This is a genomic window from Trujillonella endophytica (assembly GCF_900110555.1).
GTDB classification, from domain to species: domain Bacteria; phylum Actinomycetota; class Actinomycetes; order Mycobacteriales; family Geodermatophilaceae; genus Trujillonella; species Trujillonella endophytica.
Map to the genome: position 1 here is coordinate 181,510 of NZ_FOEE01000004.1, position 22,339 is coordinate 203,848.

Annotated in this window: 24 protein-coding genes; 7 read left to right on the forward strand and 17 right to left on the reverse strand. The window is 75.1% G+C overall.

Annotation, left to right across the window (positions count from 1 at the left end; genetic code table 11):
* Nucleotides 1–49: 49 nt before the first annotated feature.
* The 4 genes from BMY88_RS08255 to BMY88_RS08270 form a co-directional block, all read right to left on the reverse strand.
* Nucleotides 50–736 (reverse strand): hemerythrin domain-containing protein, encoded by a 687-nt coding sequence (locus BMY88_RS08255; protein WP_091942030.1) that lies wholly within the window; start codon nt 734–736, stop codon nt 50–52.
* Nucleotides 737–832: 96 nt separating this feature from the next.
* Entirely contained in the window at nt 833–1,912 is a 1,080-nt protein-coding gene (locus BMY88_RS08260; RefSeq protein WP_170861014.1) for a DUF2855 family protein, read from the reverse strand.
* A 173-nt stretch (nt 1,913–2,085) separates the two neighbouring features.
* Entirely contained in the window at nt 2,086–3,171 is a 1,086-nt protein-coding gene (locus BMY88_RS08265) for a lysophospholipid acyltransferase family protein (RefSeq protein ID WP_091942033.1), read from the reverse strand.
* A 1-nt stretch (nt 3,172) separates the two neighbouring features.
* Nucleotides 3,173–4,021 (reverse strand): patatin-like phospholipase family protein, encoded by an 849-nt coding sequence (locus BMY88_RS08270; RefSeq protein ID WP_091942035.1) that lies wholly within the window; start codon nt 4,019–4,021, stop codon nt 3,173–3,175.
* A 77-nt stretch (nt 4,022–4,098) separates the two neighbouring features.
* On the opposite strand from BMY88_RS08270, the gene BMY88_RS08275 reads away from it, so the two are divergent.
* The 4 genes from BMY88_RS08275 to BMY88_RS08290 all read left to right on the forward strand — a co-directional run bounded on the left by BMY88_RS08275 (nt 4,099) and on the right by BMY88_RS08290 (nt 7,583).
* Entirely contained in the window at nt 4,099–4,752 is a 654-nt protein-coding gene (locus tag BMY88_RS08275; protein ID WP_211435557.1) for a nitroreductase family protein, read from the forward strand.
* On the forward strand, nt 4,731–5,633 hold the full coding sequence (locus BMY88_RS08280; protein ID WP_211435558.1) for a TIGR03854 family LLM class F420-dependent oxidoreductase: 903 nt from the start codon (nt 4,731–4,733) through the stop codon (nt 5,631–5,633). Before BMY88_RS08275 ends, BMY88_RS08280 begins: the two co-directional genes overlap by 22 nt.
* 72 nt (nt 5,634–5,705) lie before the next feature.
* Nucleotides 5,706–6,929: an NAD(P)/FAD-dependent oxidoreductase gene (locus tag BMY88_RS08285; RefSeq protein ID WP_244524536.1), complete on the forward strand. Its 1,224-nt coding sequence runs from the start codon at nt 5,706–5,708 to the stop codon at nt 6,927–6,929.
* A gap of 84 nt (nt 6,930–7,013) precedes the next feature.
* On the forward strand, nt 7,014–7,583 hold the full coding sequence (locus tag BMY88_RS08290; protein WP_091942039.1) for a TIGR03086 family metal-binding protein: 570 nt from the start codon (nt 7,014–7,016) through the stop codon (nt 7,581–7,583).
* Nucleotides 7,584–7,728: 145 nt separating this feature from the next.
* Here the strand turns inward: BMY88_RS08290 and BMY88_RS08295 are convergent, their stop codons facing one another.
* Nucleotides 7,729–7,986 (reverse strand): hypothetical protein, encoded by a 258-nt coding sequence (locus BMY88_RS08295; RefSeq protein ID WP_139220436.1) that lies wholly within the window; start codon nt 7,984–7,986, stop codon nt 7,729–7,731.
* 199 nt (nt 7,987–8,185) lie between these two features.
* On the opposite strand from BMY88_RS08295, the gene BMY88_RS08300 reads away from it, so the two are divergent.
* Together BMY88_RS08300 and BMY88_RS08305 are read left to right on the forward strand one after the other, a co-directional pair.
* The gene (locus tag BMY88_RS08300; RefSeq protein ID WP_139220437.1) at nt 8,186–8,971 is read left to right on the forward strand and encodes a GAF and ANTAR domain-containing protein; all 786 of its coding nucleotides are present in this window, start codon (nt 8,186–8,188) and stop codon (nt 8,969–8,971) included.
* Nucleotides 8,968–9,696: a GAF and ANTAR domain-containing protein gene (locus BMY88_RS08305; RefSeq protein ID WP_091942043.1), complete on the forward strand. Its 729-nt coding sequence runs from the start codon at nt 8,968–8,970 to the stop codon at nt 9,694–9,696. Before BMY88_RS08300 ends, BMY88_RS08305 begins: the two co-directional genes overlap by 4 nt.
* A gap of 16 nt (nt 9,697–9,712) precedes the next feature.
* Here BMY88_RS08305 and BMY88_RS08310 read toward each other — a convergent pair whose 3' ends face one another.
* Nucleotides 9,713–10,078 carry an STAS domain-containing protein gene (locus tag BMY88_RS08310; RefSeq protein ID WP_091942045.1) on the reverse strand — a complete coding sequence of 122 codons (366 nt, stop codon included), beginning with the start codon at nt 10,076–10,078 and terminating at the stop codon, nt 9,713–9,715.
* Between the two features lie 466 nt (nt 10,079–10,544).
* On the opposite strand from BMY88_RS08310, the gene BMY88_RS23780 reads away from it, so the two are divergent.
* Entirely contained in the window at nt 10,545–11,441 is an 897-nt protein-coding gene (locus BMY88_RS23780) for a DUF4349 domain-containing protein (RefSeq protein WP_170861015.1), read from the forward strand.
* Between the two features lie 107 nt (nt 11,442–11,548).
* Here the strand turns inward: BMY88_RS23780 and BMY88_RS24850 are convergent, their stop codons facing one another.
* The 11 genes from BMY88_RS24850 to BMY88_RS08370 all read right to left on the reverse strand — a co-directional run bounded on the left by BMY88_RS24850 (nt 11,549) and on the right by BMY88_RS08370 (nt 22,124).
* Nucleotides 11,549–12,073, reverse strand: a complete 525-nt coding sequence (locus tag BMY88_RS24850; RefSeq protein ID WP_170861016.1) for an HU family DNA-binding protein — start codon at nt 12,071–12,073, stop codon at nt 11,549–11,551.
* 290 nt (nt 12,074–12,363) lie between these two features.
* Complete coding sequence (gene ychF / locus BMY88_RS08325; protein WP_091942052.1) at nt 12,364–13,437, reverse strand: redox-regulated ATPase YchF; 1,074 nt, start codon at nt 13,435–13,437, stop codon at nt 12,364–12,366.
* Nucleotides 13,438–13,483: 46 nt separating this feature from the next.
* Nucleotides 13,484–15,175: a serine/threonine-protein kinase gene (locus tag BMY88_RS08330; protein WP_091942054.1), complete on the reverse strand. Its 1,692-nt coding sequence runs from the start codon at nt 15,173–15,175 to the stop codon at nt 13,484–13,486.
* 94 nt (nt 15,176–15,269) lie between these two features.
* On the reverse strand, nt 15,270–16,169 hold the full coding sequence (locus tag BMY88_RS08335; protein ID WP_091942056.1) for an SDR family NAD(P)-dependent oxidoreductase: 900 nt from the start codon (nt 16,167–16,169) through the stop codon (nt 15,270–15,272).
* A gap of 16 nt (nt 16,170–16,185) precedes the next feature.
* Entirely contained in the window at nt 16,186–17,049 is an 864-nt protein-coding gene (locus tag BMY88_RS08340) for an LLM class F420-dependent oxidoreductase (protein ID WP_211435559.1), read from the reverse strand.
* A 79-nt stretch (nt 17,050–17,128) separates the two neighbouring features.
* Entirely contained in the window at nt 17,129–17,671 is a 543-nt protein-coding gene (locus BMY88_RS08345) for a glutathione peroxidase (RefSeq protein WP_091942058.1), read from the reverse strand.
* 67 nt (nt 17,672–17,738) lie between these two features.
* The gene (locus BMY88_RS08350; RefSeq protein ID WP_244524537.1) at nt 17,739–18,377 is read right to left on the reverse strand and encodes a response regulator; all 639 of its coding nucleotides are present in this window, start codon (nt 18,375–18,377) and stop codon (nt 17,739–17,741) included.
* Nucleotides 18,374–19,615, reverse strand: a complete 1,242-nt coding sequence (locus tag BMY88_RS08355) for a sensor histidine kinase (protein WP_091942060.1) — start codon at nt 19,613–19,615, stop codon at nt 18,374–18,376. Before BMY88_RS08355 ends, BMY88_RS08350 begins: the two co-directional genes overlap by 4 nt.
* The gene (locus tag BMY88_RS08360; RefSeq protein ID WP_091942062.1) at nt 19,612–20,472 is read right to left on the reverse strand and encodes an ABC transporter permease; all 861 of its coding nucleotides are present in this window, start codon (nt 20,470–20,472) and stop codon (nt 19,612–19,614) included. The genes BMY88_RS08355 and BMY88_RS08360 overlap by 4 nt, the downstream gene beginning before the upstream one ends.
* A complete protein-coding gene (locus BMY88_RS08365) occupies nt 20,469–21,434 on the reverse strand; it encodes an ABC transporter ATP-binding protein (RefSeq protein ID WP_428978311.1) in 966 nt (321 codons plus the stop codon). Before BMY88_RS08365 ends, BMY88_RS08360 begins: the two co-directional genes overlap by 4 nt.
* A gap of 84 nt (nt 21,435–21,518) precedes the next feature.
* Nucleotides 21,519–22,124 carry an MSMEG_1061 family FMN-dependent PPOX-type flavoprotein gene (locus BMY88_RS08370; protein WP_091942066.1) on the reverse strand — a complete coding sequence of 202 codons (606 nt, stop codon included), beginning with the start codon at nt 22,122–22,124 and terminating at the stop codon, nt 21,519–21,521.
* Nucleotides 22,125–22,339: the final 215 nt, after the last annotated feature.

Consider the following 22,339-nt stretch of genomic DNA (forward strand, 5'->3'; position numbering starts at 1 on the left):
AAGTTCGGCCCGGCGATGGCCATTCCCGCGGACCACCGGCGGCGGCGCCTCAGGGCGTCGCGGTGCCGTGGACGGCCAGCGCGTGCCTGCGGAACGCCCGGCGGGACAGCTTCGGCACGATCCACCGGACCGGCGGCGGCGCGGCCGCCAGCATCGCCGCGACGGCCTCGGGGTCGCCCTCGTACTGCAGCATGCCGAGGACCAGCGACATCTGGTCCTTGCGGTTGCTGGCGCGGGCGCGCTCGCCCACCTCGTGCCACTCCTGCGCGGTCAGCGTGCGGGCGATGATCGGCAGCACCCGCTCCTCCTCCGCGTCGAGGTGCTCGGCCAGGTGCCCGGAGAGCCGGTCGAGCAGCTCGGCCAGCCGGTCCCGGTCCGCGGCGCCGGCCGTGACGGCCCACCGGGGGCGGAGCTCGTCGATCTCGGCGACGACAGAGTCGACCCGGGCGTGCTGCTCGGCCATCAGCCGGACCAGCGGGGCGAGCTCCTCGGGGACGCGGTCCAGCAGCTTGGGCCAGATCAGCTCGTCCTCGTGCGTGTGGTGGTGGTGCAGGGTGCGGGTGAGCAGCTCGACGTGGTCGGCGACCAGCCGTGCCCGCTTCTGGTCGTCCGCGGCGACGCCGGCGACCACCCCGCCGGCGAGCCGGAACTCGCGCCGGAAGAAGCGGTGGACGGTGATCATCTGGCGGGTGTCGATCGGGCCGGTCGGCGTCGTGGTGGTGGGGCTGGCGGTCATCGCGTGCTCCTGGGGTCGGGTGCGGTCGTCGGCGGGCCCGACTCTCGGCCGCGCCCCCTGGATCCCTCTTGCAGGCGGCTTGCACCGCCGGGGAGCTCAGAGGGAGAGGACGAGTCCCCTGCGCGGGTCGACGGCGCCCTCGAGCAGCGCGGTGTAGGCGCCGGCGAGGGCGTCGGCACCGGTCGCGTGCTCGAACCGGACCAGCTGCGGCAGGCGCGCGGTCGCGAACTCGGCCCAGGCCGCACCCAGCCGGCGGGCGAACGGCAGCTCGCCGAGATCGGCGGCCCGCTCCTGCGCCACGGTCGGCGCGAAGAACATCTCCGGCTGCGGTCCGGGCAGGTCGGCGCCCTCCAGGCTCGCGCGCTCCCAGTGCGTCGCGCCGACCATGATCGAGGCCCGCAGGGCCTCCCGGGTGGTCTCGTGGACGGCCGCCCGGATGCCCGGATCACCCGCCATGTCGACCAGCACGACGCCGCGGTCGCGGGGCAGGGCGGCGACCTCGTCGTAGGGCAGGACCTCGTCGTAGAGCCCGAGCGCGGCGGTCGACGCGACGTGGCCGGCGGAGGTCAGCCCGATCACCGACGGCGGGTCGTCCCGCTCGCGGATCGCCGCGGCCGTGCACAGGGCGGTCTTGCTCGACGCGGACGCCAGGACGACGGTCCCCGCGCCGTGCCAGGCCGAGCCGGCGAGCTGGTCGGCGATCAGCCAGCCGGTCAGGAACAGCGGCCGGACCACCGCCGCGGCGTCGTCGAGCGCGGCGGGGAAGCCTGTCGCGGGCACCGCCCGCAGGTAGCGGTTGTAGACCGCGGGCAGGGCCGCTCGGGCCGGCGAGGAGTCGACGAACCCCGGTCCGCCCGCGGTGACCTGGAGGGTGACCCGGGTGGACATGGGCCAGTAGCCGTAGAAGCGGTCCCCCACCGCGATGCCCTCGACGCCGGAGGCCTCGGCCCGGCCGAACCCCCAGGCGGGGATCCGGCCCCAGCCCTCGGGCGCGGGGAAGAAGTCCCAGTAGTGCAGGGCGTCCCCGAGGACGGCGTAGGTGAGGTTGTTCGCGGTGAGACCGAAGCGCTCGACGGTGAACTGCACCGCACCCTCGGCCACGTCGCTCGCCGCCGCCTCGCCGTCGTCGAAGCGGAAGGTGCGCGGGTCGTCGCGGTGGACCAGGAAGTCGGCCATGGCGTCGCTCTCCTCTGCTGGGCCGCCCGGGCCGCCGCCGGCTCGCGGTGGGCAGCGGCGCACCCCGCGGCCACCTCTCGCGGGCGGGACCATGGTGGGGGCCGGGCGGCCGGTTCCACCAGGCTCTGCGCGTCGGCACCCGGCGACCCGGATCGGGGTGCCGACCCCGGGGCTCAACGACGAGGCGCGGGAGCGGTGGACCTCCGTCGTCGACCCGTTCCCGCGGAGCCGCTGAGGTCGCCCGCGGCTGTGGTCTCGATCCAGTCGTCGATGGTCGCCCACCACCGGAAGAGCCAGTCGGTCAGCTGGTCCTCCTCGCGCGGCACCTCGGCCGCCGGGACGAACCACCACCGCAGGTGGAGGGTCTTGTCCATCGGCAGGGCCCGCCACAGGTCCCGCACCGTGTGGAGATGGTCCAGCCCGGTGTGCGCCACGAGGACGACGTCGGCGTGCGGGGCGGCGGTCAGCGCCGCGCGCACCCCGGCCGGCCGCGGCGGCAGCAGGTGCCGCAGTTCCTCGGCCCGGCGCGCCGCCGTCGCCAGCCCGCGGTCGCGCAGCCGCTCGATGGCCCGGAACCGGCGCCGCGGGGTGAAGTTCGCGCCCTCGGGGAAGATCAGCAGCGCGTCCTCCTCGCCGAGGTCCCGGGCCAGGTCGGCGATCGCCTCCGGCGACCCCGGCCCCGCCTCGGGACGGGGGCCCACGAAGTGGTTGGGCAGCCGGTTGAGGTAGACGTCGATGAGCGGGTCCCACTGCAGCAGGTCCTTGAGCACGATCCGCGGCCGGCGCAGGTGGTCGCGGTTCATCAGCGTGTGCACGAGGAGGAACGAGTCCCCCGGGCCGGCGTGCCGGGAGAGCACCACCATGGCGTTGGTCGAGCCGGGCACCCCGTCGTCCAGGGGCGACCAGGAGTCGCCGTCGGTGACCAGCCGCAGCGCGAACAGGTGCTGCGCCACCCGCATGAGGACGTCGAGGAGCAGGCGCAGCACCGTGTAGTGGGCCGCCTGCACGGCCCGGGAGCCCAGCCCGCGGCCGAAGCCGCTGAGCACCCACAGCACGCCGGCGGCCACCTGCCCGGCGACCTCCAGCGCCAGGTACACGAGGGCGAAGCCGAGCAGCCGCAGCGCGCGCCAGCGCCCCGGCAGGAACGCCGACGCGACGGCCGCGACGACCACGAACAGGGGCAGCAGCAGCACCGCGGCGACGAGCGCGGCGACGAGCAGGGGGCCGGTGATCCGGCGCACGGGGCGGGGTGGCAGCACGTCAGGCCCCCTCGGTCCGGTCCAGGTACTCGCGGGCCGCCGCGTGCGCGCGGTCGATCCGGTCCCGGACGGCGGAGAAGTCGCGGTAGCGCAGGTTCGCCGCCCCGGGCGGCGCGGTGTCCCCGGACGGGAGCACGTGCACGGTGACACCCGGCGGCAGGGCCGCCAGGTCACCGGCGAACCGGTGCCGGCGGGCGATCTCGAAGGCGACCGTCGCGACCTCCCACGGCCGGGTCGGCGGGCGCAGCGGGCGGTCGATCCGCCCGACGTGCAGCACGTAGATCGTGCCGGCGCCCAGGGCCACCGCCCGGCCCACCGGGATGCTGTGCACCAGCCCGCCGTCCAGGAAGTGCTCGCCGTCGATCTCGACGGGGGGCAGCAGGCCGGGGACGGCGCAGGAGGCGAGGACCGCGTCGAGCAGCGAGCCGTCGCTGAACCAGTGCTCGGCCGCCCGCTCGATGCTGGCCGCGACGCACTGGAACGGGACCTGCAGCTCGGCGAACGTCTGCACGGGCAGGTGCGCGGCGAGCAGGTCCCGCAGCGGCTCCCGCGGATGGAGGTGGGTGCGGGTCCGCACCAGGGTGCCCATCCGGGCGAACATCGATCCGGCGAAGATCCCCGAGGAGGCCAGCTCCTCCCAGACCGAACGCAACTGCTCCACGGCGGCCGGCGTCGGGTCGGCGGCGACCAGCGCCCCGTTCACCGCACCGACCGAGGTGCCCACGACCAGGTCCGGACGGACGCCGTGCTCGACCAGCGCCCGGAGCATGCCGACCTCGGCTGCCCCCAGCACTCCCCCGCCCCCGAGGACGAAGGCCGTGCCGCCCGGCCCGGACGACGTCGACACCATGCGGGCATCGTGCCCGGCCACGGCGGTGGAGGCAGCGCGAGCCGCCCGCCGGCAGCGACGTCACTAGGGTCGGCGGGGTGGCCTCCGACATCGATCCCGCGGCGGCCGATCGGCTGCTGACCACCACCCGCGCGGTCCGCCGCCGGCTGGACCTCGAGCGGCCGGTCGACCGCTCCCTCCTGCTCGAGTGCATCGGGGTGGCGCAGCAGGCCCCGACCGCCGGCAACGGCCAGACCTGGTCGTTCGTCGTCGTCACCGACGCCCGGAAGCGGGCGCGGATCGCCGAGCTGTACCGCGCGGCCGCCACCACGCTCTTCGAGGCGGCCCGGGCCCGCGCGCGGGAGACCGGCGACGAGCAGACCGCGAAGGCCTACGACGGGGCCCTGCACCTCGCCGGGGTGCTCGACCGGGTGCCGGTGCACGTCCTCCCGTGCATCCGCGGCCGGATCCCCGACGGCAGCTGGTCCAACGCGGCCGCCGCCGGGATGTACGGGTCGATCCTCCCGGCGGCGTGGAGCTTCATGCTGGCCGCGCGGGCGCGCGGGCTGGGCACCGCGTGGACCTCGATCCACCTGCTGAAGGAGCGGGAGGTCGCCGAGGTGCTCGGCATCCCCGAGGGCGTGACGCAGACGGCGCTGATCCCGGTCGCCCACTACACCGGCGAGGGCTTCTCCCCCGCCGCGCGCCCGCCCGCGGAGACCGTGACCCATTGGGACGGCTGGTCGGGATGAAGGTGCGCTTCGGGGTCGGGCTGGGCCCGCTCGGGGCGGACGAGCACCTGGCCGCCGTCGTGGACCGGCTGGAGGAGCTGCGGCTGGACTCGCTGTGGTTCTCCGAGCAGGTGTCGGCGCCGCAGGTGGACCCGGTCGTGGGGCAGGCGTTCGCGGTGGCGCGGACGGCCCGGCTGAAGGTCGGCACGGGCGTCGCGGTGCTGCCCGGCCGGCACCCCGTGCTGGTCGCCAAGCAGCTCGCCTCGCTCGCCCGCCTGGCGCCGGGCCGCGTCCTGCCGGTGTTCGGCCTGCAGCCGGCGCGCGCCGCCGAGCGGGCCTGGTTCCCCGTGCCCGAGGGCCGCCGCGGCGCCGTGTTCGACGAGGCGCTGCTGCTGGTGCGCCGGCTGCTCACCGAGGAGCGGGTCACCTCCGCCGGGGAGTTCTTCCCGCTGGAGGAGGCGTCGATCGGGCCGCTGCCCGCGAAGCCGCTGGACCTGTGGCTCGGGGGGTCCGCCCCGGCCGGGCTGCCGCGCGTGGGCCGGCTGGGCGACGGCTGGCTGGGCAGCTTCCTGACGCCCGGGGAGTGCGCCGCCGCCGTCGCCACGATCCAACGGGCGGCGGCCGAGGCCGGGCGGACCGTCGACCCCGAGCACTTCGGGATCAGCGTGCCGGTCGCCGCGGGCGAGCCCGACGCGCGGCTGCTGCGCGGCCTCGCCGGGCGCCGCCCGGACGTCGACCCGCGGATGCTGGTGCCCGCGGGCTGGGCGGAGGCCCGCCGCCTGCTGCAGTCCTACGTGGACGCCGGGCTGAGCAAGTTCGTCGTCCGCCCCGCGAGCCCGGGGACGCCGTGGCTGCCGTGGCTGGACGAGTTCGCCGCGGAGCTCGTGCCGCTCCAGACCTGAGGCCCGGCACGCCCGGGGAACCAGGACCGCGCCGCGGGTTCGGACCCGCGCGAACTGGGCAGGCTGGGCGGGGTGGCCGAGCCGGCCGCCGAGGTCGATGGCGGGAGCCGCGTGGAGCATTCCGAGGTCCTGATCGTGGGCGGCGGCAACGCCGGCATCTCCCTCGCGGCGAAGCTGCTGCGCGAGGGCGCCACCAGGGTCACCGTCGTCGCCCCGCAGCCGGTGCACCGGTACAAGCCGCTGCTGAACTACGTCGGCGGCGGCGAGGCGACGATGGCCGATCTCGAGCGGCCCATGGGCGACGTCGTCCCCGAGGGGTGCGCGTGGATCCGCGACGCCGTGGCCGCGGTCGATCCGGACGCGGGGACGGTGCGCACCCGCGGCGGGCGCATCCTGCGCTGCACGACGCTCGTGCTGTGCCCCGGCCTCGTCGAGGACTGGGCGGCGACGCCCGGCCTGCAGGAGGCCTACGCCGACGGCTGGGCGGCCTCCACGTACGTGCCGGGCAGCGCACCGCGGGTCTGGCCGGCCCTGACGGCGGCGCGGGACGGCTCGGTCGTCTTCACCGTGCCGCCGGAGCCGGCGTCCTGCGGCCCGACCGCGCTGAAGCCGCTGCTCATGGCGTGCGACCACTGGCGCCGCACCGGGGTGCTGGCCGACCTCGACGTCACGCTCGTCCTGCCCGCCGCGACGGCGACCGGGGTCCCCCGCGCCGACGAGGTACTGGAGCGGGCCTTCGCCCACTACGGCATCGAGGTGCTGCGCGAGGCCCGCGTCGAGAGCGTGGACGCCGACCTGCACGCCCTCACCGTCACGACGCCGACCGGCCGCCGGGTGCTCGACGACATCACCTTCGCCCACGCCGTCCCGCGCTACCGGGCGCCGCGGTGGATCGCCGACAGCGGCCTGGCGGCCGACGCGGACCCGGGTCTCGTCGACGTCGACCCGGCCACCCTGCGCCACCGCCGGCACGGGTGGATCTGGGGCCTCGGCGACGCGGCCGACCTGCGGACGCGCCCCTCGGGTGGCGCGCTGCGCACGCAGGTCGCCGTCCTGAGCGCCAATCTGGCGGCGGTCGACCGCGGGATGCCGCTGCAGCGCTACGACGGTTACACAGTCATGCCGATCACCGTCGGCCGGCACGCGCTGATGCTCGCCGAGGTGGACCGCGACGGCCGGCTCACCCCGTCGGTGCCGTTCCTCGACCCGATCCGCCCGCGGCGCACGACGTGGTGGTTCGACCGCTACGCCCTGCCGCAGGTGTACTGGCGGCGCATCCTCCGCGGCCGGGTCTGATCGAGGGCCGCTCGCCGCCCGACCGATGAGTTCCCGCCCCCGGCGCCGTCAGTCCGGGACCACAACCGCGCGAGAGGACCACAGATGGACGCCGACCAGGACCCGGCCGAGGAGTACCGCGAGATCGGCGGTCGCTTCACCCGTCTCGTCGAGGGGGTGCCCGACGACGCGACCTGGGACCGCCCCTCCCCCGTCGCCGGCTGGACCGCGCGCGACGTCGTCCGGCACCTGGTCGAGTGGTTCCCGGGGTTCCTGCGCGGCGGCGCCGGGATCGAGCTCCCCGCGGGCCCGTCGGTCGACGACGACCCGGTCGCCGCCTGGCGCACCTTCAGCGACGGCGTGCAGACGCTGCTCGAGGACCCGGCGTCCGCGGACCTGGTGCTGCGCAACCCGCACATCGGCGACGTGCCGCTGCCCCGCGCGGTGTCGCAGTTCTTCACCGCCGACGTCTTCATGCACACCTGGGACCTGGCCCGCGCGACCGGACAGGACGAGACCCTCGACGCGGAACGCTGCGCGGTGATGCTCGCGGGCATGGAGCCCATGGACGAGATGCTCCGCGCCAGCGGCCAGTACGGCCCGCGGGTCCGGGTACCCGCGGACGCCGACCCGCAGACGAAGCTGCTGGCGTTCATCGGCCGCGACCCCGGCTGACGGCGGAACCGTCGGGACGGCTCTGGACGGCGCCCCGGCCACACGCAGGCCGAATCGACGACGAGTGGTTCGGGCAGGCGCCCTCCACCGGTCCGGCCGGGACCTGCGGCACCGGCGTCGACCGGCGCCGGACACCGTGGCGGCCTCAGCCGCCGTCCGCGACGCCCTGCCCGCCGAGAGGCAGCGGGCCGCGGGCCGCGGACGGTTCCCAGGCGGCGGAGCGTGCGTCGTCCTGGCCGGGCATCCCGGACTGCCGGTCGTGGCGGATCGTCGACACCACCCGGACCGGCGTGACGTTGCAGCCGTTGGGACAGTCGACCTCCACGGCGTTGCCGTCCAACCAGCCGACGGCGGCCAGGCGCCGGCACTCCGGGCAGGTCTCCCAGGACACTCGCTCACTCATCGCCCGCGACCAATGCGAACACGGCTTCTCCTGACGCAGGGGGAGGTCACCGGGTCCGGGGCGACGACGGGGAACGGGAATCCGCTCTTGTCCCCGTCACATACCCCGGACCGGCGATACGATTCCCCTTCGGGGACCGAAATCGCTGCGATCGAGCTCGTCGATGACGCATCACAGCCGGACAGGGTGGGCGTGCACCATGGCGGGGACGCGAGTGGCCGAGATCCTCGCGGGTCTCGCCGCAGCCGGTCCGCCCGACACCTGGCCGCAGCTCCTCGTCGACGGGTGCCGGGAGGCCACCCACATGACCGGGATCGGGATGAGCTTCGTCGACGACGCCGGCATCGGCGAGGTCGTCGCCGCGACCGGCGGCGTGCCCCGGCGGCTGGCGGCCCTGCAGTTCGCCCTGGGTGAGGGCCCGAGCCTGGAGGCGTCCCGGTTGCACCGGCCCGTGCTGTGCCCGGATCTCCCGTCGGACGCGGACGCGCGCTGGCCGGCCTTCGCTCCCGGCGCCCACGTGGAGGGGGTGGCGGCCTCCTTCGCCTTCCCGCTCGGCGTCGGGGCGATCGTGCTCGGCGTGCTCGACCTGTACCGCGACGTCGGCGGCCCGCTCACCGGCACGGAGCTCCGGGACGCCTACGCCTACGCCGACGCCGCCGTGGCCGTCCTGCTGCACCTGCACGACCGAGCCCGCGGTGTCCACCTGAACGGCGCGCATCCCGACGGGTCGGGACTGACCGACCTCGTCGACCGCCGCGCGGTGGTGCACCAGGCGGTCGGCATGCTGTCCGCGCAGCTCGACCTGGCCCTGCCCGACGCGCTGCTCCGCCTCCGGGCGCACGCCTGGTCCCGGGACCGGGCCATCTCCGACATCGCCGCCGACGTGGTGGCACGACGACTTCGGTTCGATCACAGCCAGGACGGCACGGTCGACGGCCGGGAGGACACCGGGCCGGACGGCGAGCCGGGAAGGACTCCGCCATGACCGCCCGGGAAGAACTCATCGCCGATGCCCTGGTCCAACTCGCCGACACACTCGTCGACGACTTCGACGTCATCGACTTCCTGCACCTGCTGACCGAGCGGGCGGTCGGCCTGCTGGACGCCGACGCCGCCGGCATCATGCTCGCCGATCAGCGCGGTGGGCTCGAGGTGCTCGCCGCGTCGAGCCACGAGGTCCACCTGATCGAGCTGTTCGAGCTGCAGAACCAGGAAGGTCCGTGCCTGGAGGCCTTCCGCACCGGTGCCGCGGTGACGCGGACGGACCTCGCCGAGATGCGAGCCGCCTGGCCGTCCTTCACCGAACGCCTGGAGCAGGCCGGGTTCGCGTCCGCCCAGGCCGTCCCCATGCGGTTGCGCGACGAGGTGATCGGTGCCCTGAACGTCTTCCGGGTCACCCCCGGCCCGCTGGACGGGTCCGACATGAAACTGGCGCGCGCGCTCGCCGACGTCGCCACGGTCGGCCTCCTCCAGGAACGGGCCATCCACGCGCGCGAGCGGCTCGCCGAGCAGCTGCAGGGCGCGCTGAACAGCCGCGTGCTGATCGAGCAGGCGAAGGGCGTGCTCGCCGAGCGGACGGGCCTGGAGGTCGACCGCGCCTTCGCCGTGATGCGCACGCACGCCCGGCGCAGCGGCATCCCGCTGCACGCGGTCGCCGAACGGGTGGTGCGGGGGGGAGCCGACCTCGAGCTCGACCTCGGCACGGCCTGACGCCGGGGCGCGGAGGTCAGCGGTCGCTGCCGGGGCCGTCCCGATCGACGACGTCCAGCATGTGCCAGAGCCCGGTGACCTCGAGGGGTCGCACGACCGCGCGGACGGCGCCGCAGCGGACCCGCAGCGCCACACCGGTGCTCTCCGCCAGCCGGTGCCCGACGGCCAGCACGCGCAGGCCGACCGCCCCCAGGAAGGTCACCCGGCTCAGGTCGACCTCGACGCTGACGGGAGGCCGTGAGCGGTCCAGGACGTCGAGCAGCGCCTCCTGGAGCCCGGGACCCGTGAGGCAGTCGACGTCGCCGCTCACGGTGACGGTGCAGACATCACCCACCGTGAGCGACGTGACCTGCAGGACGGGGATGTCCTGCCGGGGGGTCATGGCGACGCGGTCGTCCCAGCACTGCCGGTCCGCCGGTCGTCGGCCGCCGTCCGCGGTAGGCACCCCGGTCGGGGCGGGCTCGGCCACGGTGGGTCCGCGCGGGCCCCAGAGCGGCGGCAGGGACGGCGGAACGGGAAAGGCTTGGCTCACAGCGACCTCCGGAAGGGCTCGCCGTCGCCGGGTCCGGGGCCACGAGAGGCGGCGCATCGTCAGCACCGCGTGCCACCGTTGTAGCGCACGCCCGAGTGGGCGAGCAGCTTCCGTGCGCGGCCCGGCAAGCCCCGGACCCAGCGTGCCGCCCCGACTACGGATCGCTCGGAGAGCAGCGGCGGCCTGCCTGCGCACGGGGGCACCGGAGCGGGCTGCCTCCCCGAGGACGTCGGCGGTGTCACGAAAGCGACTCGGCGCCGCCACGATTGCGCATCGGCGCTGCTCCGAGCCCGGACGGGCGCCCTACGGTCGGTCGATGAGGCGCTCCTCGGGCATCGCAGCCGTGGCGCTGGCGCTGGCGCTGCTGGTCGGCTGCTCGGGCTCGTCCGACGAGGACTCCGGCAGCGCGGACACGGGAGGCGGGGCCGGCGGCGGGGCGTCCGTGCCCGTCGGCCCGGAGGCGCCGGGCGGCGCGCCGGCGGTCCCCGTCGACACCGGGACCGACCGCCAGGTGATCGCGACCGCCTTCGCCTCCGTGATCGTCGAGGACCCCGCCGCGGCTGCCCGACGGGTCAGCGAACTGGTGGAGTCGGTCGGCGGCCGGGTGGAGGAGCGCAGGGAACAGGCGGCAGCCGAGGAGGACGGCGGCGAGGGCGCGGTCGCCGACCTCGTGGTGCGCGTGCCGGCGACCGAGCTGACCGGTGTCCTGGCCGACCTCGAGGACCTCGGCGACGTCCGGAACGTGTCGGTGACCCGTTCGGACGTCACCGCCACCGCGGTCGACCTGGATGCGCGGATCTCGGCGCTGCGGACCTCCGTCGCGAGGCTCCAGTCCCTGATGGAGGGCGCGGCCACCACCGAGGCGCTGCTGGCCGCCGAGTCGGCTCTGTCCGGCCGCCAGGAGCAGCTGGAGGCGCTGCAGTCACAGCGTGCGCTGCTGGCCGACCAGGTGGCGCTGTCCACGCTCAGCGTGCACCTGGCGCCGGTCGGCACCCCGTCCAGCAGCGGGAGAGCCGGCTTCGTCGACGGGCTCGGCGCGGGATGGGACGCCCTGGTCTGGGTCGGCAGCGCCGTCCTCGTCGTCCTCGGCGCCCTGCTCCCCTGGGTGCCGGTCGCCCTCGTCGCGGCCGGGGCGGTCCTCGTCGCCGTCCGCCTGACCCGGCGGCGAACCGCCGTGCGGGCTGGGGCGCCCCCCGCCTCACCCCCCGCGTGACGGGACGCGGGCCGGAGACCTTCCGGAGACACCGCACCGGCGGATCGCGCACTCGACCGCATCGGCCCGCCCAGCGAGAGGATCGACCGTGGGAGTCGGCCGTGCCCTCAGCGCGCGTCCTTGGACGCCTTCTTCCCGTGCTTGTTCTTGCCCGCCTTGACGGCGGACCCATCGACCTTCCCCGCGGCCTGCTGCCGAGCCTTCTTGCCCCCCTTCTTCCTGCTTCCGTCCGCAGCCGCGTCGACCCCCGCGCTGCTGCCGGCCGAGGCGGACGAAGCAACCCGGGACTTCTTCCCCCCGGCCGTGGGGTCCGTGCCCTCGCCGGCTGCGGACGCCCGCGACGTCGGCTCCCCCCTGGCCTCGGTGAGCAGGGCCCTGAACCCCGTGCCGGCACGGAAGACCGGGACCACCGACGCGTCCAGCTGGATCGCCTCCCCGGTCCGCGGGTTCCGGCCCGTGCGAGCTGCCCGCTCGCGGCCCTCGAAGGTGCCGAAGCCCGTCAACGACACGCGCTCGCCCCGGGCAACGCTGCTCTCGATCTCCTCCAGCACTCCGTTGACGGCAGCCACGGCCGTCGTCCGGTCGCCATCGAGCCGCTCGGCCATCTTGGCGATGAGGTCGGACTTGTTCACCGGGGCACTCCTCTGGATCGTGGGGAACACGGAGCAGTCCGGGAGGAGCGGACAGCCTGTCCACCTAAGCCGCGGTGACCGCCCCGCACAACCCGTCGCAGGCCCGGGCGCGGACCCCTCGCCAGCCACGAGACGACGGCTGCCCATGCTCAGCGCAACTGACGCTCGAGGAAGGCCCCCCGTCGGACACCGACGTCGGGCCCGCAGCCGGCCAGGCCGTCATCGACCGTTCGCGGACGTCCGCCGAGGTCCGAAGCCGCGCCAGAAAGGCGCATCTCCGTCGTTCCAGGTCAGACGTTGAAGCGGAACTCCACGACGTCGCCGTCGGCCATCACGTACTCCTTGCCCTCGATGCGCACCCAGCCCTTGGACTTGGCCTCGGCCATCGAGCCGGCCTCCATGAGGTGGTCGAAGGAGACGACCTCGGCCTTGATGAAGCCGCGCTGGAAGTCGGTGTGGATGACCCCGGCCGCCTGGGGGGCGGTGGCGCCGACCGGGATCGTCCAGGCGCGCGACTCCTTGGGACCGGCGGTCAGGTAGGTCTGCAGCCCGAGGGTGCGGAAGCCGACCTTGGCGAGCTGGTCGAGGCCCGGCTCGTTCTGCCCGATCGACTCCAGCAGCTCCGCGGCCTCCTCGGCCGGCAGCTCGACGAGCTCGGACTCGGTCTTGGCGTCGAGCAGGATCGCCTCGGCCGGTGCGACCAGCTCGCGCAGCTCGGTGATCAGCGACTCGTTGGCGAGCTCGTCGGCGTCCACGTTGAACACGTAGAGGAACGGCTTGGTCGTCAGCAGCGACAGCTCGCGCAGCGGCTCGGTGTCCACGCCGGCGGCGAACAGCGTCTGGCCGGTGTTCAGCACCTCCGATGCCGCGACCGCCGCCTTGTGCAGGACGGCGCGCTCCTTGTCCTTGCGCGACTCCTTCTCCAGCCGCGGGATCGCCTTCTCCAGCGTCTGCAGGTCGGCCAGCACGAGCTCGGTGTTGATCGTCTCGATGTCGTCGCGGGGGCTGACCTTGCCCTCCACGTGCACCACGTCGGGGTCGGTGAACACCCGGATCACCTGGCAGATGGCGTCGCTCTCGCGGATGTTGGCCAGGAACTTGTTGCCCAGCCCCTGCCCCTCGCTGGCGCCGCGCACGATGCCGGCGATGTCCACGAACGACACCGTCGCCGGGATGATCTTCTGCGAGCCGAAGACGTCGGCCAGCCGCTGCAGCCGCGGGTCGGGCACGCCGACGACGCCGATGTTGGGCTCGATCGTGGCGAACGGGTAGTTCGCCGCCAGGACGTCGTTCTTCGTCAGCGCGTTGAACAGCGTGGACTTGCCGACGTTGGGGAGACCGACGATCCCGATGGTGAGACTCACGGCTCACGAGCGTACGTGGGCGCATCGGGGCCTCCGCCCGCGAGCGTCACTCCGGCGCCAGCGACCCGATCACCGCGTCGAAGGTCCCGGCCCAGTCGTCGGCCAGCGCCTCCGGTACCACGCACAGCAGCAGCACCTCGCCGCCGACGGCGACACCGACGACGGACAGCGCCGAACCGTCGTCCAGCGGCACCTCACCCCGCAGCCGCACCGCCCGCTGGCCGCCCACCGAGCCCATCGATCCCGCGTCGATCTCCGTGCCGGCCGGCAGTCCCGCGGCCACCTGCCCGGGTACGTCGGCCGGCGCCTCGTTCCCCAGTCCCGTGTCCCCCGCGACGTAGACGAGCACGAGCCGGTCGGGCTCCTCGGCGGCGATCCGCGTCGCCTCCGCCACGTCGGACTCGTCGTCGAGCGCCACGTCGGCCAGGTCGGCCGGTCCGAAGGCCATCCCGCCGTCCTCGAGCGGGAACGCCTGCCAGTCCACCGGGAGCTCCGCGGTGTAGGGCACGACCTCCAGCGACCGCGCCGCCAGGTCTCCCCCGGCCGTCCCCTTCCCGCCGTCCTCGCTCCACGGCGACCACACCAGCGCCCCCGCGACCACGGCGGCGACCAGCGCCAGCGCCGCCACGGGCCACGTCCACCGGCGCGGCCGGCGGCTTCCCGGTGCGGGCCCGTCGGGTGCGGTTCCGGCCACCGGCGCCGGCGTGTCCCTCCGGGGCGCGGCCGGAGTGGCGCTCCGCAGCGGCGGCGGCGCGGTGCCCCGACCGGCCACCGGCGGCGAGGTACCCGGACCGACCACCGTCGGCGAGGTGCTCGGACCGATCACCGTCGGAGCCGCGGACGACACCGGGACGGGCACCGTCCGGGCGGTCTCCGGGGCCCCCGCGGCGCTCCGCAGGTCGGCGACGAACGCACCGCACGAGGCCGGCCGGTCGTCGCGGTCCTTCGCCATCCCCCGCGCGAGCACCGCGGCCATGGCGGCGGGCAGCTCGGGGCGCAACTCCGTCAGCGACGGCGGCTCCACGGACATGTGCGCCCACAGCAGCGCCGCCTCCTGGTCGCGGCGGAAGGGCGGGATCCCGGTCAGCAGCTCGAACGCCACGCAGGCCAGGGCGTACAGGTCGGCCCGTCCGTCGACCTCCTCGCCGCGGATCTGCTCCGGAGCCACGTAGTGCAGGCTGCCGAGGAACTGGCCGGTGCTGGTCAGCCCGGACAGCGACGACGTCCGCTTCGTCAGGCCGAAGTCGGTCAGGTACAGGTGCGCGCCGCTCGGCACGGAGCCGGCCGCGGCACCGGTCACCAGGAGGTTCCCCGGCTTGACGTCGCGGTGCACCAGGCCGGCCTCGTGCGCGGCGTCCAGCGCGGATGCCGCCTGGGCCAGCAACGTCAGCGCGGTGTCGACCGGGAGCCGGCCGCCGCCGAGCACGGTGTGCAGGTCGGCGCCCCGCACGAACCGCATCGCGATGTAGAGCAGGCCGTGCCAGTCGTCGGCCTCGTACACCGGCACGACGTGCGGGTGGTCCAACGAGGCGGCCGTCCGGCACTCGCGCACGAACCGCAGCCGGAAGCCGTCGTCGTCCGACAGCTCGGGCGAGAGCACCTTGAGGGCGACGGGCCGGTCGAGCCGGAGGTCGCGCGCCCGGTAGACCTGCCCCATCCCGCCGCGGCCGATCAGCTCCTCGACCCGGAAGCGCGAGACCTCCGTGCCCGGCTCGAGCAGCGGCTGGGAGAGCGGCATGAGGCATCCCCCACGAGGGGCGGGGACGCCGGGGCGCCCCCGCGGGGCCGGATGGACGGCGCAGCCTACCGCCGCGGCACGGCTGCGGGACCGGTCACGAGGTCCCCGGCGCTCCCGGGTCCACGCCGTCGAGGAGACCCGCCACCGGGGCCGGCAGGAAGTTGCGCCAGCCGGCGTCGGGCCAGTTGAACCAGCCGGACGACGCGAGGGTCCCCCCGTCGGGGTGCAGCGTCGTCCCGGTCATGTAGCTGGACAACTGCGACGCCAGGAAGACGACGCACCCCGAGACCTCCTCGGGCCGGCCCGCGCGTCCCATCGGGACGCTCACCCCGAGCGCGGTCGGGCCGTGGAGGTTCGCCTCGCCGATGTGCCGCACCACGTTCGGCGTCGGCACGTAGTCGGGCGCGATGTTGTTCACCCGGATGCCGTCGGGCGCGACCTCGAGCGCCAGCGACCGGGCGAACTGCTCCACGGCCGCCTTCGTCCCGGAGTAGACGGCGTAGCCGGGAGCCGCGCGGTGCGCCTCGACGGTCGAGAGGTTGATGATGCTCCCGCCCCGGCCGCCCGCCTTCATCCGCGGGACGGCGAGCGCGCAGGCGTGCAGCACCGGCATCAGGTTCATCCGGATGAGCGCCTCCCAGCCGCGGGGCGAGGAGTCGGCGAAGTCGGCGTGGAAGGTGCCGCCGGCCACGTTCACCAGGACGTCGGTCCGGCCCCACCGCTCGTCGACCGCGGCGAACAGCCGGGCCAGCTCGTCGGGGTCCCGCGCGTCACCGGTGTGGACGACCGCCTCGACGCCCCCCGCGTCGAACGCGGCCGCCAGCTCCCGCGCGGCCGACGCGTCGATGTCGAGCACGGCCGGCCGCACCCCGTTGGCGACCAGGTCCTCCACCGACGCCCGGCCCAGCCCGCCCGCGCCCCCGACGACGACGGCCACCGAACCGGCCAGCCCGGACCGCCGGTCGAACCACGACGTCCGTTCGCCCTCCTGCACGCCCGGCCGCCGACGATCAGGCCGCGGCGGCGTCGGGCAGGAACCGCTCCGCGAAGCGCCGCAGCCCGTCCAGCGCCTCGCGGGAGTTCCGCCACGGCTGCACGAGAACGCGCGTGACGCCGGCCGCCACGTAGCGCTCGACGTCCGCCTCGTCCGCCACGTCGCCGGTCAGGGTGATCTGCACGGGCGTCGTCCGGCCCGCCGCGGCCGCCAGCTCCCCGATCCGGGCGATCGAGGCCGGGAGTTGCTCCAGCGAATGGTTCATCGGCATCCACCCGGTGCCCACCGTGGCCGCCCGGCGCAGCGCCGCCGGCCCGTCGCCACCGATGTGGAGGGCGAGCGGCTGCTGCACGGGCTTGGGCTCGAAGGCGGTCGGCGGGAGGTCGAAGAACTCGCCGTGGTGCTCGACGACGTCCTCGGTCCACAGCCGGCGGCAGACCTCGATGGACTCGTCCACGCGCCGGCCCCGGGTGTCGAAGTCCAGGCCCAGCGCCTCCCACTCCGACCGGAGCCAGCTGGCGCCGATCCCCAGGTCGAGCCGCCCGCCCGAGAGGAAGTCCACGGTGGCCGCGCCGCGGGCGGTGAGGACCGGGTGGCGCAGGCCGATGTTGTAGACGTGGGTCCCGAGGCGGACCCGCGACGTGCGGGCGGCGAGGTGGCCCAGGACCGCCATCGCGTCGAGGACCGGGATGTTCGACGGGATCGGCGAGTGCTCCGCCCCCTGGTGGGGGCTCCCGGTCGCATCCAGCGGCACGATCACGTGCTCCGGCATCCAGACCGACTCGAACCCGAGCCGGTCGGCCAGTTCGGCCGCCTCGCCCCAGAACCGGGCGTTGATCGACGAGAGGTGGATCCCGTAGGCCAGGGGCGCAGCGCTCATGCCTGCGAACCTAGCGGCAGCCGACCCGTCGGAGGGCCGACCGCCGTGGACCCGGGGCGGCGCCCCGGGCCCACGGGCGTCAGCCGGCGAGCGCGGTCTCGATGTCGCTGCGGATCTGGTCGGGCGTGACGCTGGGCTCGTAGCGGCGGACGACCTCGCCGTCGCGGCCGATGAGGAACTTGGTGAAGTTCCACTTGACCTCGTCGGTGCCGAGCGCGTCCGGCTTGATCTTGGCGATGTGGTCGTACAGGCCGGGGGCGGTCTCGGCCGTGAAGTCACCCGGGTCGGCGGCACGCAGGTAGGACCACAGCGGGTGCGCGTCCGGACCGTTCACGTCGACCTTGGCGAACACCGGGAAGGTGACGCCGTACTGGGTCGAGCAGAACTCCTGGATCTCCTCGTCCGTGCCCGGCTCCTGGCCCATGAACTGGTTGGACGGGAAACCGAGCACCTCCAGCCCCTGCTCGCCGAACTCGCGGTAGAGCTTCTCCAGGCCCTCGTACTGAGGGGTCAGGCCGCACTTGCTCGCCGTGTTGACGACCAGCAGCACCTTTCCCGCGTAGTCGCTCAGGCGCTGGGTCGAGCCGTCGGCGGTGTCGACGGTGAAGTCGTGGGTCTTCATGCGGTGTCCTCTCGCGCGGTGGTCGGGCTGCAACCGCAAGCCTTACCAGAACGCGGGGTATTCCCGATCACGCTCCCGGCTGCGGCAGGAGCCCGCGCTCGACCGCGACCATCACCGCGCGGGTGCGGTCGTCGACGCCGAGCTTGGCGAACAGCCGCAGCAGGTGCGTCTTCACCGTCGCCTCGCCGATGAACAGCTCCCGGCCGATCTCGGCGTTGGTCAGCCCGCGGGCGACCCCGGCCAGCACCTCCAGCTCCCGCACCGTCGGCGCCTCCGCCGCCGGCGCGCGCATCCGCGACACCAGCCGGGCGGCCACCGGCGGCGCCAGCACCGTCTCCCCGCGCGCCGCGGCGCGGACGGCGTCGGCCAGTTGCGGCAGCGGCGCGTCCTTGAGCAGGTAGCCCGTGGCCCCCGCGGCGACGGCCCGGACGATGTCCGCGTCGGTGTCGTAGGTGGTGAGGACCAGCACCCGGACGGCGGGGTGCGAGCCGGCCAGCTTCTCGATGGCGGTGACGCCGTCCATCCGCGGCATGCGCAGGTCCATGAGGACGACGTCGGGCGCCAGCTCGGCGACCCGCGCCAGCGCCTCCAGCCCGTCGGCGGCCTCGCCCACCACCGTCAGGTCGGGCTGGGCGTCCAGCCAGCCGACCAGCCCGCCGCGCACCACGGGGTGGTCGTCGACCACCAGCACCCGGATCCCGCTCACGGCCCCGGCACCCGGACCGTCACCCGGGTCCCCTCCCCCGGCACCGAGGCCACGTCGACCGCGCCACCGACCTGCTCGACCCGCCCGCGCAGCCCCTCCAGCCCGGCGCCGCCGACCGCGCCCGGGTCGAAGCCGACGCCGTCGTCCTCCACGTGCACCGAGACCTGACCCGCGACCCGTGACACCCGGACGACCACCGCGCTGGCGCCGGCGTGCCGGCGCACGTTGGTCAGCGCCTCCTGCGCGCCGCGCAGCAGCACGACCTCCTCGTCGCGGCGCAGCGCCACCCCGTCGCCGAGCGCCGCGGTGTCGACCCGCACCGCCAGGCCGGTCTCCCGGGCGAAGCGCCCGGCCAACCGCTCCAGGGCCTCCACGAGGGTCGAGCCGTCCAGCGCCACCGGCCGGAACGCGGCGACCACCGCCCGCGCCTCGGCGAGGTTGTCGCGGGCGACCTCCTCGATGAGCCGCAGCCGCTCGCGCGCCGTCGCCGGGTCGGTCGCCACCTGCTCGGCCGCGCTCTGCGCCAGGACGACGATGCTCGTGTAGCCCTGCGCGAGGGTGTCGTGCACCTCGCGGGCCAGCCGCTCGCGCTCCTCCATCACCCCGCGCTCGCGCTCCACGGTGGCCAGCTCCGAGCGCGTGCTCTCCAGCGAGGCGATGAGGCCGGCCCGCTCCGCACTCTGGGCCAGGACCCGGCTGATCCACATGCCCAGCGCCAGGCTGAACACCAGACCGACCAGCGACTCCTGCAGGACCTCGGCGGTGGTCCGCCCCGACGGGCCGCCGAGCACCGGGCCGAGCGCACTGCTCACCGCCAGCAGCACCGTCCAGACGATGCCGACCAGCGTGCCCTGCACGACGAACCAGACCTGCGGATAGGCCAGGAAGAGCAGGTACAGCAGGGACGGGGCCAGCCAGCCGAGCATCCCGAACGCGGCGACCAGCACGACCAGGTACAGCAGCCCCCGCAGCGGCCGCCCGCCGCCGACGGCCGGGCCGCCGGCGAGCAGGTAGGCGACGGCGAGGACCGCGAGCACCACCAGGACCGGGCCGCGGGAGTCGGCGTCCACGGCGTCCCCGACCAGCGTCGAGACGACCGCCAGCACCCAGACCAGCCCCGAGATGACGTGCAGCCCGGTGACCGTCGTCCGCCACCCGGACGCGCTCAGCGGCTCGCCGCCGGGGTCCTCCCCGCACGGGGGGACCACGGCGGCGGCCGCGGCGCGGAACAGGCTCATGCCGGACGGCGCCAGCGGAAGGCGCGGGCACAGATCACAGCCCCGATGATCACCCATGCGGCCAGCACGAGGGCGGTCGTGCCGTGCTCCCAGTTCCCGGCGGGCTCCACCGCGGCCGCGCCGTCGGGCAGGAAGACCGACCGCATGCCCTGCACCATCCACTTCAGCGGCAGCAGCGACGACACCTGCTGCATCCACGGAGGCAGCTCGGAGTAGACGAAGAAGACGCCGGAGAAGAACTGCAGGACGACGGCGAAGGCGGTGATCCCGTTGCCGACCGCGCGCGAGCTCCCGCCCAGCGACGAGACGGCGATGCCCAGCACCGTGCCGGCGGTGGCGCCCAGCAGCACCACCCAGGCGAAGGTCGCCCAGTGCGCCGGCCCGGTCGGCAGCGAGACGTCGAAGGCCGTCGCGGCGACGAGCAGCAGCACCGCCATCTGCGCCACGGTGGTGACCAGCACCTGCCCGGCCTTGCCGGCGAAGTAGCCGAGGGCGGGGGTGCCGAGCGTCTGCAGCCGGGCCAGGTCGCCGCGCTCGCGCTCCTCGGCGATGCCCATGCCGACGGCCTGGAAGCTGGTCAGCATGATCCCGGTCGCCGCGATGCCGGCCAGGAAGTACTGCGCGAACGGGGCACCGCTGGGCGTCTCCTCGTCGGCGAACACCGAGGCGAAGATCAGCAGCATCACGACCGGATAGGCGAAGGAGAACAGCACCTGCGCCGGGTCGCGGAGGAACAGCCGCAGCTCCAGGCCGGTGCGGGCCAGGCCGATGGCGGCGGCCGACGGGGGCGCGGGGCGGGCGGGCGTGGGCCCCGGCGTCGGATGCTGTGTCGGGCTCGGCGACTGCGCCGTGGTCATCGGAGGGCTCCCTCGGCGGTCCGGCCCGTGGGCTCGCAAGCCGGGCCGGGCACGGACGCCGGATCGGGATCCGGGCCGACGAGCCGCAGGTAGACCTCCTCGAGGCCGGGGCGGGTCACGGCCAGCCCGGGCACCTCGCCGGCCGGATGGGCGGCGAGCAGGTCGCGCAGCAGCGCCGAGGGCTCGGCCGTGGCGACCTCCCGGGTGCCGCCGGCCTCGGTCCACGACACGGTGGCGGTCCGCCGCAGGTCCCCGCCCAGCTCGTCCGGCGGCGCCACCTCGACCAGCCGTCCCCCGGCGAGGACGCCGACCCGATCGGCCAGGTGCGCGGCCTCGTCGAGGTAGTGCGTCGTGAGCAGCACCGTCGTCCCGTCCTCGCGCATGCCCTCGACCAGCGCCCAGAACTGCCGGCGCGCAACCGGGTCCATGCCCGTCGTCGGCTCGTCGAGGAACACCAGCTCCGGGCGGCCCTGCACGCCGAGGGCCACCTCCAGGCGCCGGCGCTGGCCGCCGGACAGCCGGTCGACGCGCCGGCCCGCGGCCTCGGGAAGACCGACGGCGTCCAGCAGCTCCGCCGTCCTTCGCGGGTCGCCGTGGTAGCGGGCGTAGTGGTCCAGCGTCTCGCGCACGGTGAGCGCGTTGCCGGCGCCGGTGGTCTGCGCGACGACGCCGACGCGGTCGCGCCAGGCCCGCCCGGCCGTGGCCGGGTCCTGCCCGAGCACGGTCACCTCGCCGGCGTCGCGGCGCCGGACGCCCTCGAGGATCTCCACGGCGGTGGTCTTCCCCGCGCCGTTGGGGCCCAGCAGGGCGAAGCACTCGCCGCGGTGCACGTCGAGGTCGAGGCCCTCGACCACCGGCCGCCCGCCGTACCGCTTGAGGAGGCCGCGCACCCGCACGGCCGGTTCGCTGCCGCTGTCCGGCGGGCCGGCCGGGCGGGCCGCCGTCGTCGTCATCGCTGTCATGGCACGAGACTCCCGGCGGGCGCCGCCCGCCGGGACCGCCGAGCCGCTGGTCACGCGTCCACCGGTCGGTGGACGCCGACCCGGTCAGTACAGCGTGGCGTTGCTCTGCTCGGTGAGGTCGTCGAACAGCTCCTCGACCTCGGGTCGCGCCAGCGCCTCGGCGTAGATCCGTCCGAAGGAGACGCGGGTCGGCTCGTCCCAGGTGTCGGGCTGCCACAGCCCCGCGCGTGCCGCCGACCGGACGCAGTGGAAGGCCGCCCGGTCGATCTCCACGCGGATCACCAGCTTCGCCGGGCGGCCACCGGCCGACAGCCGGGCGCACACGTCGGCGTCGTCGATCAGGGTCGCCCGGCCCGAGATGCGGAGGACCTCGGAGGTCGCCGGCCGGATCGCGAGGATCGCCACCCGCGGGTCGGCCAGGATGTTGGCGAGGCTGAGCGCGAACTGGTTGCCCTTGCGCTCGGGGACCAGCAGCGTCCGGTCGTCGACGACCTCGACGAAGCCGGGGTGGTCGCCCTTCGGGCTCAGCTCGAGGCCCCAGTCGCCGACCGTGCCGAGCACCAGGAACGGGCTGCGGGCGAGAAACTCCCGCCCCTGGTCGCACAGCCGGTCACGGATCTTCGCGAAGGCGGTCGGGCTCGGCTCGGGAACGATCTCCCGCAACTGCTCGATCGTGCTGATCCGACCCATGACGACCTCCCGCAGCGTCTGAACAGTGGTTCAGCGTGGCAGAAGATCGGTTCAGCCGGCCAGCCCCTCATCGCGCGGCGCGAGCCGCTGGGCCAGGTGCTGCCCGGTGGGCGTGCCCGCCGTCGCCAGCCGCGCGGGCGCCCCTCGAACACCAACCGACCGGGCAATTCCGCGCTTCTGCCTCGGGGCAACTTCGCGCTTCCGCCCCGGGGCAA